This window comes from uncultured Granulicatella sp., from assembly GCF_963545075.1.
In the GTDB taxonomy this organism is placed as follows: Bacteria; Bacillota; Bacilli; order Lactobacillales; family Aerococcaceae; genus Granulicatella.
Window position 1 is genome coordinate 1 of the sequence record NZ_CAUUHX010000052.1, and the last position, 13,121, is coordinate 13,121.

9 protein-coding genes are annotated in these 13,121 nt (G+C 32.5%); 4 read left to right on the forward strand and 5 right to left on the reverse strand.

Features of this window, described 5'->3' with window-relative positions:
- Positions 1-106: 106 nt before the first annotated feature.
- The 4 genes from RWZ86_RS07145 to pth all read right to left on the reverse strand — a co-directional run bounded on the left by RWZ86_RS07145 (position 107) and on the right by pth (position 6,161).
- Positions 107-379, reverse strand: coding sequence for an RNA-binding S4 domain-containing protein (locus tag RWZ86_RS07145; protein WP_006703326.1), 273 nt, complete (start codon positions 377-379; stop codon positions 107-109).
- 13 nt (positions 380-392) lie between these two features.
- Positions 393-1,985, reverse strand: a complete 1,593-nt coding sequence (locus tag RWZ86_RS07150; protein WP_314680901.1) for an oligosaccharide flippase family protein — start codon at positions 1,983-1,985, stop codon at positions 393-395.
- Positions 1,986-2,004: 19 nt separating this feature from the next.
- Complete coding sequence (mfd, locus tag RWZ86_RS07155) at positions 2,005-5,529, reverse strand: transcription-repair coupling factor (RefSeq protein WP_314680904.1); 3,525 nt, start codon at positions 5,527-5,529, stop codon at positions 2,005-2,007.
- Between the two features lie 71 nt (positions 5,530-5,600).
- A complete protein-coding gene (gene pth, locus RWZ86_RS07160; protein ID WP_314451093.1) occupies positions 5,601-6,161 on the reverse strand; it encodes an aminoacyl-tRNA hydrolase in 561 nt (186 codons plus the stop codon).
- Positions 6,162-6,444: 283 nt separating this feature from the next.
- On the opposite strand from pth, the gene RWZ86_RS07165 reads away from it, so the two are divergent.
- The 4 genes from RWZ86_RS07165 (at position 6,445) to RWZ86_RS07180 (ending at position 11,413) form a co-directional block, all read left to right on the forward strand.
- Positions 6,445-7,413 carry an L-lactate dehydrogenase gene (locus tag RWZ86_RS07165; RefSeq protein ID WP_314680908.1) on the forward strand — a complete coding sequence of 323 codons (969 nt, stop codon included), beginning with the start codon at positions 6,445-6,447 and terminating at the stop codon, positions 7,411-7,413.
- Positions 7,414-7,503: 90 nt separating this feature from the next.
- Complete coding sequence (locus tag RWZ86_RS07170; protein ID WP_314680909.1) at positions 7,504-8,322, forward strand: Cof-type HAD-IIB family hydrolase; 819 nt, start codon at positions 7,504-7,506, stop codon at positions 8,320-8,322.
- 96 nt (positions 8,323-8,418) lie between these two features.
- Positions 8,419-9,861 carry an ABC transporter ATP-binding protein gene (locus RWZ86_RS07175; RefSeq protein WP_314680911.1) on the forward strand — a complete coding sequence of 481 codons (1,443 nt, stop codon included), beginning with the start codon at positions 8,419-8,421 and terminating at the stop codon, positions 9,859-9,861.
- A gap of 1 nt (position 9,862) precedes the next feature.
- On the forward strand, positions 9,863-11,413 hold the full coding sequence (locus RWZ86_RS07180; protein ID WP_314680913.1) for an ABC transporter ATP-binding protein: 1,551 nt from the start codon (positions 9,863-9,865) through the stop codon (positions 11,411-11,413).
- A gap of 268 nt (positions 11,414-11,681) precedes the next feature.
- Here the strand turns inward: RWZ86_RS07180 and RWZ86_RS08255 are convergent, their stop codons facing one another.
- Positions 11,682-12,704, reverse strand: a complete 1,023-nt coding sequence (locus RWZ86_RS08255) for a hypothetical protein (RefSeq protein ID WP_399544999.1) — start codon at positions 12,702-12,704, stop codon at positions 11,682-11,684.
- Positions 12,705-13,121: the final 417 nt, after the last annotated feature.

Below are 13,121 nucleotides of genomic sequence, written 5' to 3' on the forward strand. Positions count from 1 at the left end.
GCATGTAAAAAATCCTGTCGGTGATTTCTCACCAACAGGATTTGTCGAACAACCGTTTTTCTAAATAAATAAGAGAGGTTGACGAATCAACTCTCTCTTCTCCGTTTTAAAACTCTTCTGTTTTTACTACTTGTTTTTCTTCTAAAATTGTAAACATTTCTTTTGCATCTTCTTTTCTAGTTGAATCTAGAATCGCATCTACTCGAACGGTTACGGTCTTATTTCCAAATTGAATGGTAATAATATCTCCTACTTTTACATCTGTTGAAGATTTTGCCACTTTATCTTGGACGGTAATTCTTCCTTTATCCGCTACTTCTTTTGCGACGCTTCTTCTTTTAATTAATCGAGATACTTTTAAATATTTATCTAATCTCATCCTGTTCTCCTCCTCATTTCCTTTTTCTTGTAAATCTTAATAGTGATTTCCCTTTTGGAATCATCAACCATTCACGAATCGTAAATAATTTTATACGAATTGCACCTATTAAAAATACGATCATTCCTACGCTTACTAGTAATAATGCAATCAGAGTATCTTTTGTTCGAGAATCACCAGAAGGGAAATAGCGTTCCAATAAAATATTCAAAATCCCTACTACGACTGCCATTCCAATCGATACAATTCCTAATTTTATAATCGTTGACTGTTGTTTATTTGACGAAGCCTTCCACTCTCCACTCAGCATCCAAATCATTCCTAACATCACAGATAACCCTAAAATCGTCGCAATACTAGCTCCTAATGTTTGAAACAGAGGAATGAACCACAGATTGCCGATACCCTTAGCAATCAGTCCGACAAATAATGCTATAAGCGTAATGGAATATTTTCCAGTACTTTGTAATAACCCGTGGTAAGCCATCATCATAGACGCTAACACAATACTGATTATATAAATACTCAGCACATCGTTTCCTTGAATATCCCCAAAAAGCATATGATTAACTCTTGATAAAATGACTAACAATCCTACTGTTGCCACAACTGAAAATACCATTGTCATTTTTAAGAGTGAGTGTTTCAATTGTTTGAATTCTTCTAAATGTTGTTTCGTATAACTACGACTCAATAATGGTAAATAACTTGAAGAAAATCCAACTCCAACAACCATTCCTAATTGTACCAGTGGTTGTCCTCTATCAAAAATTCCTTTTAAATCTTTGGCAACTTCTTGACTCATTCCCTGTTCTACTAACCCTTTAAATAAGGTAAATGAATCAATCAATTGGAATAATACTAAAATCGAACTTAATAAACATAGAGTTCCACCTTCAATGACTAATCTCTTTAACAATACTCCCCATTGAATCTTTTGTGGTTCAATGACACGATTACCATTCCAAGTTTCAAAGGAGTCTGATTTTGTATAATATAATAAGACAAAAGTTGCCATCACTGCTGCAATGACCGCACTCGACATTGCCCAAGTTCCCACTATATATAAATCATTCGTAAGACTTTCATAAAAACTTGCTGCTAATAAAATAACACTCACTCGAACAACTTGTTCCATTACTTGAGAAACAGCTGTCGGAACCATCCGATTCGTTCCTTGGAAATAACCTCTTGCAATGACCAAAAATGGCATCATTAAAAACATCCACGAAACTCTTTGAATGACAGATGACAATAAAGCATCTCCCATCCATGAAGCAATAAGTGCTGACTGTGTATAGAGCAGTAAAAAGACTCCTACTCCTAATCCACTTAAAATCCAAAATAATCTTTTTAAAAGCGGCAATAATTCATAATCCGAACGATACTGAGCAATTAATGCTGAAACAAATACTGGAAAACCAGAGAGAGCAAAGGTCATTCCAATTCCATAAATGGGATATACTTGCTGGTAAACATAAAACCCAGTATTTCCAACCATATTTTGAAAAGGAACTCGATAAACGGCACTTAATATTTTCGCAATGAAGGCTGCTAGTGATAATACCAACGCTCCTTGCATCATCTGTCTATTCGATTTAACCATTGGATCCCCCTCTCTATTCTTATTCATTTTCCTCTTTTTGCACTTCTACAACTTCACAACATTTTTCTAAGAAAAGTTTGATTTGCTCTAACCATAAATCAGTTGGTTGATTTGTTACATTGAGCAATACTTGTAAAGTTGTACCTTTTTTCGTTACTTGAGCAGGTAATTTCACTGGCCCAAGCGCTTCAAAAATGGCAACTCCTTCTAATCGTTGAGCTACCGGTTGAGCAATAGAAACGACGATTGAATTTTGACTTCTTTTAATTGAAGTAATCGATAATTTCTCTGCAAAATATTTTAGCATTCCAACTTCTAATAAATAGCTCACTTCATCAGGGAACTCTCCAAATCGATCAATGAAATCATCTAATAATTCATGATATGTTTCCATACTATCAATCGAACGAATCCGTTTATACATTTCAATTTTTTGACGCTCATCTTGAATATAAGTAGCTGGAATATAAGCATCCACTTGTAAATCAATCTCAACTGAGTCTTCCATCGTCGGAACAGCTTTTCCTTGTTTTTTCAATACTGCTTCACTCAACATTTGAGAATATAAATCAAATCCAACTGAATCAATAAATCCATGCTGTTGTTTTCCTAATAAATTCCCCGCTCCACGAATGGATAAATCTCGCATCGCAATTTTGAATCCTGACCCTAATTCAGTAAAATCACGCATTGCTTGCAGACGTTTTTCTCCAACTTCCGTTAAAGTTTTATCTGGTTGATACATTAAATAAGCATAAGCAATACGATTGGAACGTCCTACTCTTCCACGTAATTGATATAACTGAGACAATCCCATATGATCTGCATTTTCGATGAAGAGAGTATTTACATTTGGAATGTCTACCCCTGTTTCAATAATTGTCGTTGTGACTAAAACATCATATTCGCCTTCAATAAATTGATACAAAATATTTTCTAACGTCGTTTCACTCATTTGTCCATGAATGACTCCAACTCTTGCTTCAGGAACTAATTGACGTAATTCATCTGCTTTTCTCTCAATGGTTTCCACACGATTATATAAATAAAAGACTTGTCCTCCTCGAGCTAATTCACGTTCAATTCCATCTTGAATGGTCATAGCTTGTTGCTCCATTACAAAAGTTTGAACAGGATAACGGTTTGAAGGTGGCGTTTCAATAACGGATAAATCACGTACTCCTAACATCGACATGTGTAGTGTTCTTGGAATTGGAGTAGCTGTTAGTGTTAAAACATCGACTTGAGATTTCAATTGTTTCAATCGTTCTTTATGTTTTACACCAAATCGTTGTTCTTCATCGACGACTAATAATCCTAAATCTAAGAAATTCACATCTTTTGATAAAACACGATGCGTTCCAATCACAACATCTACTTGCCCTTTTTGCAATCCTTCAATTGTTTCTTGTTGTTCTTTCTTCGTTCTAAAACGACTTAACAATCCTATTTTGAACGGATAATCTGCAAATCTTTGAATAAAGTTTTCATAATGTTGTTCCGCTAAAATTGTTGTTGGCACTAATACTGCCGCTTGCTTTCCATCCATTAAAGCTTTGAAAACTGCCCGCATGGCAACTTCTGTTTTCCCATAACCAACGTCTCCAACTAGTAAGCGATCCATTGGTTTATCTTTTTGCATATCCGCTTTTATTTCCTCAATACTTCTTAATTGGTCTTGAGTTTCCGAATAAGGAAAAGCATCTTCAAATTCTTTTTGCTCAACGGTATCCTTACTGAAGGCATATCCTTTTTCTGCATCACGCTTGGCATATAATTCGATTAATTCATCCGCAATATCTTCTATTTTAGTTTCAACTTTGCGCTTCGTTTTTGCCCATTCACTACTTCCTAATTTATTTAATTTAGGAACTTTTGCATCCGAAGAAACATATTTTTGAACCAATTTAATTTGATGTACAGGAACGAATAAATGCCCTCCATCTTGATAATGAATCGACATGTAATCTTGATGGACACCATTAATTTCCAGTGTTTCCATCCCTTGGTACACACCAACCCCATGATTGACATGGACAACATAGTCTCCAACTGCTAATTCTGTATAACTCTTCAATCTTTCCGCATTGGAAATTTTTTGAGTTCTTGGAGCACGCTTCGTTAATTTATTAAATAGTTCCTTTTCTGTAACGATTACAAACTTATCTTGTGGTAATTCAAATCCATGACTGAAGGAACCGACCATAATTTGAAGAATTCCTTCTTGTACTTCTTTTGTAATAATTGCTGGAATATCAAAATCATGGAAAGTTTGTTCCACTTTTGAAGCTCTCGTTAAATGATCCACCACTACGATTACTGTAGCTTTTTGTTTTGCCCAACGATCTGCTTCTACTTTTACCATTGGCATTTGCGAGAAAAACTGTGTCATCGAACGTTCTTGAATATTATGAATGGCTTCAAACGTTAATCGCCCTAACCCTTTTTGGAATAATGAGAAATAGGTTCTTGGTAATGTCGAATCTTTTAATACCTTTTTCCCTTCCAAAATCATGTCAATCGAACTAGCAATCATCCCTAATTCCAATTGATGAATTTTCCATAATCCTGCTTCTTCATGCAGCGAACGTTGTTTTTCTTGAATACGAGCATAATCATCAATTAATAAATACCCTTTTTTAGACACATAATCTAAAATCGATGTTTTTTCTTTATAAAATAATTCGAGCCAATAAGAAATTTTAGGAGGAATTTCTCCTTCTTCTAATTGTGCTAATAAGTGATTCATTTGATTCATTAATAATTGAGTACGTTCTTCTGATTCACTACTCTTTATATCTTTTTCATACGCTTTTTGAATTTTGGATTTTGCCTCAAATACTCTCTCATATTCAAATGGAATATCAGTTGCAGGTAAAAGAACAATATTTTCCACCATTTCAAGTGAGCGTTGAGTTTCTGCATCAAAATAACGTAATGAATCTAATTCATCATCAAAAAAATCTAAACGAATAGGATGTTCTTGATCCAATGGATAAATATCAACAATTCCTCCACGAACTGAGAAATCTCCCGGTGTAGCTACCATGGCTTCTCGACGATAACCCATTCGTCCTAGTTTCGTTACTAAATCTTCTACTTCTAATTGTGTTTCACCAACGACTAGTTCAATGGTACTATTCTTCCATACTTTTAACGGTACTAATGGCTTTTGAATTCCTGATAATGGAACAACTACAATTCCTTTTTCTCCACTAGCTAAAAACTGTAAAGCTCGAATTCGATTACTCACGACTTCAGGAGAATGAATGGAATATTCTGCAGCTAAAGATTCCTCTACTGTAAATAAATATACTTCCTCTTCATACCATTGTCCTAATTCTTCATATAATTGAGTCGCCTGTAACATCGTAGGAGTTACAACGACTAATGGGCCCTTCCAGTTATCATAGGCATTTGCTACAGCTAAATGTTTCGCTGCTCCAGTTAATCCTAAAACTAACTGACTTTGCATCATCGGAAGGTTTTCTATCCATTCTTTAAAACTATGGATTTGTTTTTTACTAATTCCTAACGGTAACATATCTTTTCCTTTCTTTTGATATAGGCACTAAAAAGGTTGAAACTTTCGCTCCAGCCTTTTCTCAAATTTATTTAATTATAACGATTCATTGTTTGAATAAAGTTATCGCCTTTTATCCAATCTCTTAACGCTTCTACGCTTTTATCCACAGAAGCTAAAATTTCTTCTTGTTCTTCTTTTTCAAAATTAGCTAATACATGATTAACTACACTTCTACCTGGAGCAGGTCGTCCTACCCCAATTTTAATACGATTAAATTGGTCACTTCCTAAGCAACTAATGATACTCTTAATCCCATTATGTCCACCGGCACTGCCTTTTTGACGTAAACGAATTTTCCCAACTGGAAGATCCATATCATCATACAGAACAACAATGTCTTCAATTCCAATTTTAAAATAATTCATTAATGGACGAACTGCTTGACCGGATAAATTCATATACGTCAATGGCTTCATTAAAATGACTTTTTCTCCATCAATATGAGTTTGAGTAAAGGTTGCATCAAATAATGCTTGATTAAATTCTAAATTTTCTTGATAGGCAAATTCGTCAACGGTAATAAACCCAATATTATGACGAGTTCCCTTATATTTCGCACCTGGATTTCCTAATCCAATAATTAACTTCATAATGTCACACCATTTCTATCTTGAGTCCTACCTAGTATATCACAAACTGTTCAAAAATCGAAAAATTAATAAACAGATAGAGCTGTGATAAGTTCTTCACATATATTTTCTACTTTTTTAAAAGTATGAAAATCAGCGTTTGACCGCAAATGAAAGATGATGAAAACGAAAACATCAGCATTGGAAAAAAATTCCTTTTTTCAAAACTTCGGATGAAGTATCACAAATCAAATCGTGCTATACTATGAATAGTTATTCCACGAAGGAATAAGGAGGTAATACAATGGAAAAAACAATTAAAGCTAGTAACAAAGTGATTTTAGTCGGAGATGGTGCTGTAGGTTCTAGTTATGCATACGCACTTGTACTTCAAGGAATTGCTGAAGAACTTGGAATTATTGATATTGCAAAAGAAAAAACAGAAGGAGATGCTTTAGACTTATCACACGCTCTAGCATTTAATTCTCCAAAAAAAATCTATGCAGCAAGCTACGAAGACTGCCATGATGCAGATGTTATTTGTATTACAGCAGGCGCTGCTCAAAAACCAGGCGAAACTCGTATTGACTTAGTACACAAAAACTTAAAAATCTTAAAAGGAATCATTGATCCTATCATGGCTAGTGGATTTGATGGAATTTTCCTAGTTGCATCAAACCCTGTAGACATTTTAACTTACGCTACTTGGAAATTTTCTGGATTACCAAAAAATCGAGTAATTGGTTCTGGTACAGCATTAGATAGTGCTCGTTTCCGTCAAGCAATTGCTGAATTAATCGACGTTGATGCTCGTAATGTTCACGGATATATTTTAGGCGAGCACGGAGATACTGAATTCCCTGTTTGGTCACATGCCAATGTTGGTGGTTTACAAATTTATGAATGGGTTCGACAAAATCCTGAAACAGATGAACAAAAATTAGTAGAAGTATTCTTCCAAGTAAGAGATGCTGCTTATGAAATTATTGCGAAAAAAGGTGCTACTTACTATGGTATCGGAGCTACTTTAGCAAGAATTACAAAAGCAATTTTAAATAACGAAAGAGCTATCTTCCCATTATCTGTTTATCTTGAAGGACAATATGGACAAGATGATGTTTATATCGGAGCTCCAGCCGTTATTGGACGAGATGGTATTCGTCAAATTATCGAAATCCCATTAGCAGACTCTGAACAAGAAAAAATGGACTTATCCGCTACTGCCCTAAAACAAGTCATCCACGATGCCTTTGAACGTTTAGAAAATGAATAATATAAAGTTTACCGACTTCCAAAAACGAACTTTTAGAGGTCGGTATTTTTATGTTAAAATGGGATTACTGTTTATAAAGGAGTTAATAAAATGATTAAACTAATTGCCATCGATATGGATGGAACGCTGTTAAATTCTAAGAAACAATTACTAGAAGAAACGAAACAATACTTCAAAGAATTTCATCAAAAAGATACAGAAACTTTATTAGTCTTATGTACAGGCAGACCAGAAACGGGGATTCGCCCATACTTAAAAGACTTAGGCTATCTTGAAGAAAATCATTATATTATTAGTCAAAATGGCGCTAATATTTATGAAAGCCAAACAGGAAATCGTATCATGGATGCATTTGTAGATTCAGCTGCTATTCAAAAATGGATTCAACTTGGAAAAAATTACGATATTAGTGTAATGGGAGGCGGAGTTGATTATTACTACTCCTTTGACCAAGAACCAACAGAATGGATGGAATATGACGTAAAAATCATCAATGGAGAAATCAAACGAATTTCAATGGAAGAATCTCTAACAACAGATTTTTATAAAATATTACTACTTGGAGACGAAGAAAAATTAAACGAATTTGAAACAGTAATTCCAGATGTATGGAGAGAAGAATTCTATGTAGTTCGTAGCCAAAAATATTTAATCGAAGTCCTAAAAAAAGGCGTCAATAAAGCATACGGACTAAAAAAAATAGTTCAAAAACTCAACATTAACCGAAACGAAATTGCCGCAATTGGAGATGCTGCTAATGATATCGAAATGCTTCAATACGCAGGATTAGCAATTGCAATGGGAAATGCCACAGAAGAAGTGAAAAATCTATGCGACATTGTAACAGATACGAATGAAAATAATGGTGTCATTAAAGCTATCGAACAAGTGATTAATGAGAAATTGTAGTATGAGCACTACAGAAAAAATGATTTAACTAGATTCAATGATGAGTTATCAAAATTACCAGAATCATAAAAAAATTTATTTGATGGAGAAATTAGAATGTTTAGTGTGAGAAAAATTGGGAGTTTTATACTAGCCTTTGTTCTTTTAATTATTGGCTCTATTTTAGAAGGGATAGTTCCTAAGGAAATTGGACGCGGAATTGATTCAATTCAGTCTGGTGTATCAGTATATAGTACATTCAGTGGTATTTTATTGCTAATTTTAATGGCTTTTATTTGTAGTAGAATAGGCTTGATTGGAATAAAATTACTTACTGTATCCGCCGTAGGTGCTTTAAGAACTTATTTATATTCTTTTTGGAATTATAAGAACTATAAAAAAATTGATGGTATAAAAAAAGGTGAGTTTACGCAAATTATTAATGATGATTTACAAAATATTGAAAATTTCACAATTGAGTCATTTGTAGAAATATTAGTCACGGTCATTGGATTTGTAATTGCAGCGATAAATATTTACCTAATTTCTCCAATATTATTTTTGACCTTATCCATATTGTATTCAATATATTTCTTACCATTTAGCAAACTCGTGAAGAAACAAAAAATGTTACAAATTGAACAGAGAGAGAAAAAGAAAATTCTAAAAGTTTTTACACAAGAATATATAACCAATAAAGAGAAATCATATTTTCTTTATTCTGGCAATTATATACAAAAACAAGTTTATTCTCTATCAGATAAAATCAATGAGTTAACTGTTAAAATTAATTTATCAACTAATCAAACGAAGTTATTACCTAGAACCATTGATTCTATTGGACCAGGACTTATTATAATTTTAGGAGGTATAAAAGTTATCTCTGGAGAAATTTCAATTGGTGAATTAGTATCAGTCATAACTTACTTAAGTTATTTTAGTTCTCCTTTTAAATATACCATGACTTTTATTTCATCTATTCAAGAAATTTTAATATCATATTCTAAAGTATATAATTTGATAAAGCGACTAAAAGAGGAAGACCCCCAAGAAAAACCATCAAAAATTTATCAGATAATTAGTCTATTAAACAATAATGTACATGGATACTTTCTTATAAAGGGTAAAAATGGTGTGGGAAAATCAACGCTTTGTAAAGAATTATATTTTAATGATTTATATTTTAAAAAAGAATATAAAATGTTTGTTCCGCAAGACTTTACATTTATAAAAGGTACTGTTGAAGAAAATTTAATGAGAGATGATCTATCTAAATTTTCTAAGTTATTAGATATTATTCCAGAATTAAATACAAATTTAAGTGAAGAAAACGATTTATCAACGGGACAAAAAGCAATTATCAATCTTATTCGTCAAACTAATTTTGAGGCGCAAGTTATAATAATTGATGAGTTAGGTGCTAATGTTGACGAAAATGTCAGAAAGCGCATTGAAGAATTTTTTGTTGAGTATTTTTCTGATAGATGCATTTTTGAGGTTACTCATTTAGAAAAAGGAATAGTACCATCAAGAACAATAACAGACATCATAGAGGTTTAGTATGAAAGAAATATCGAAGATTTTATTGAAAAGTAATATATTTAAGCTATTATTCATTTCATTGATTGTCTTACTAAGATCAATAGTGTTATTATTTCCAGCAATACTTATAAAATATGCAATAAATTATAGTATTCCTAAGTTTGATGTATTTTCATTATTTTTCTTAGGGGGAATAGTTGCTATTATTCCTTTTTTTACCAACTATTTAATATCTTTAGACCTGAAAATTTCAAGTTTTATATTGGATAATAGTTTAAGCCTTATAGATAGACTTGTAAATAGATCATTAACTACGCAAAAAAATGACAGTGCATATTTATACTATATTTCGAAAGGTTTAAATGAAATTAGTTATTTTTTTTATCGAGATATTGGCAGCTTATTGTGGTGTCTTGCTACTATTGGATTAGGAATGATTTACATATTGATAGAGAATATCATAATTTTTTTAGTTATAGTTATAATATTTCTTAGCGTGTTTTTTTTATTTAGTATATTTTACAAAAAAATGATAGTAGTTGAAGATATGAGAATAAATAAAATGATTCATTTACAATCAATTTCCCAGAACCTGGATGATTTAGGCATTAAATCTTTTTATAATGAAAAATTGAATTATAAATTTATACATGAAATAAATAAAGTTAATGATGAGATAATTGCTTTATCTAGGAAAAGAAATATATTGGAGCAATTAATAACCTCAGTTATTAAATTTGTAAACAGTTCTATGGTTGTAATTATTGTTTGTTTGGGATCATACCTTATTAGCAGAGAAAGCATTGGTAGTATAGTTTCTATTTATCAAATAAGCATCTGGATGATACCAGCAATGACACTCTTGATTCAACTGTCTGTAAAATTTAGTAGTATTAATATCAAAGCCGATACACTCGAAGAACTAGTAAATGTAAAAGATAGGAAACAAAAGCATAAACAATCACTTTTAGAGAAAAAAGACTATTTTGAAATAATAAGTGGTTCTTATGGTAATTCTAAGCTGGATAAAAATATAATATTAAAAAAAGGGAAAATATATCTATTCACAGGTGCAGTAGGAATTGGAAAAAGTTCGTTTCTATCTAACTTCGTAAGGCAGCAGGAAGGTTATTTTAATAATATTTGGTATAGCCAAACAACCCCAATTATTTTTTCCGATACAATTATAAATAATATACGATTAAATCAGAATATTTCAGATCAAAAAATAATAGAATTATTGGATATCCATAATTTCCCTAAAACAATTTGTGATCGTTTTTATGAAGAGGTAAATTTTAATACTCTTTCTGGTGGTGAAAGGCAACTAATTGAATTTGCAAGACTGTTAATCAGGGCTGTAGAATTTGACATATTAATTTTTGATGAGTCTTTTAGTGCAATAGATCCCGTTACATTCAGTAAAATTTGGAAAGTTTTTATAAATAACTTTTCTGATAAAACCATTATTGTCGTTTCTCATAAAAAATTAGAGAGTATAGTTTTTGATTTTGAACTTAAATTTAGTGATTATTTTGAGGTAAGAAAAGATGAAAAAAAGATTTTTTAATATAGAAAAGTGAAGTCTCGTTTTCAACGTCCCATTGTCATTCCTAGGAACAGAAAAAAGACTTCCCATTGTAGTATGGGCACTAGAAGCCGAAGGTTTGCTGGCGTCCTAATACTACAATTTTTAAAAATCTTTTCTCATTTTCTTTGCTAAAATAAAAAATCAGCTGAACGGCTCTATGAAGCTCTTCAGCTGATTTTTATTGATTAAGGATTTCTTCTATTTACTCTAGCTAACAATGGGCTTTTTAACGAAAGAAAAATTTCAATTAAACCCATTCTCCGTTAGCATTTACATAATATCCATCAACAGTAGTACTTACTGCTAAAGCACCTGAACCATAAGAATAGTACCATTTAGTGCTTACTTGATACCAACCAGTCTTCATTGAACCTGAACTTGTTAAATAGTACCATGTTCCGCTTAGGCTTAACCAACCTGTTTGCATTGCACCTGAACCGTTTAAATAGTACCATGTTCCACTTTGGTTTAACCAGCCTGTTTGCATTGCGCCTAAACCATTTAGGTAGTACCATACGCCACCTTGATTTACCCAGCCTGTTTGCATTTTCCCATCACTTGCTAAGTAGTACCAAGCTCCGCCTACTTGTACCCAACCAGATTTTTGACGACCTTGTTGGTCATAGTAGAACCAATTCCCTTTATCTTGAACCCAACCTTGTTTTGGAGCTGGTTGTGCAACTATTGAACTTGTAGGTTGGAAAATTTCTTTTGGTGTTTTTGGTTCAGCTGGAATAGTTGGAGTTGAATCATCTGGTTTATATTGATTGGCAGGTTTAGCTGGAACAGCTGGAGTTGAATCATTTGGTTTGTATTGATCCGCAGGATTAACTGGTGTAGCAGATGTTGTTCCTTTAGGCTTATTCATTGCAGCTTTGATTTTATCTAGAGAAGTATATCCTTTTAAATAGTTTATACCTGCAATATAACGTCCAAAATGATGATCTCCACCTTCAAATGGACCTTTACCTAGTTTTAGTTGAAAAAATCCCTCAAAACTAACTTGATCTAGTGTTTTACCAGTTTCAGGAGAATAAAAAGCAAGTTCTCCAGACTCTGTAAAATAAAATACTCCCCAACTATTTCTTGCCACATCACCTATATATGTAATTCCAAATTTCTCAAATTTCGTACCATGAGAATCATTATTCCACCAAATTTTATCAGTAATCACTGTTCTATAATTTTCTTCAGCATGAATTGAATTCAGTCCTAAAACAACTGTAAACAAAGCTACCATTAGCGTAATTAATGTAGTTCTTTTTTTCATTAAAAGTTCTCCTTTTATTTTTATAAAATTTTTATCCCCCATTATTCCACTTTTAGAGGAAATCCTATGCATAAAATATATAACAAAAAAAAAAAAATTTATTTCTGTCAATATAATAGTTAGAACTTTAAATTTTTACAGTATTCCTAAGAATAAGATATATTCATATTTTGTATAAACCGACTTTTATCTTCCCATTTGCCTAACTAGTTACAATTTTTAGGCGATTCCAAAAACATATAAGCAATTACCATCTCTAAGAAATCTCGTTTCCAACGTCCTAATGTCATTCCCAAGAACAGAAAAAAGACTTCTCATTGTAGTATGGGCACTAGAAGCCAACTGGCTTCTAGCGCAGGAAAATTTGAGACCCTAGGCTCAAATTTTAGCAATGAGACTCGCATTTGCGAGGCTGCT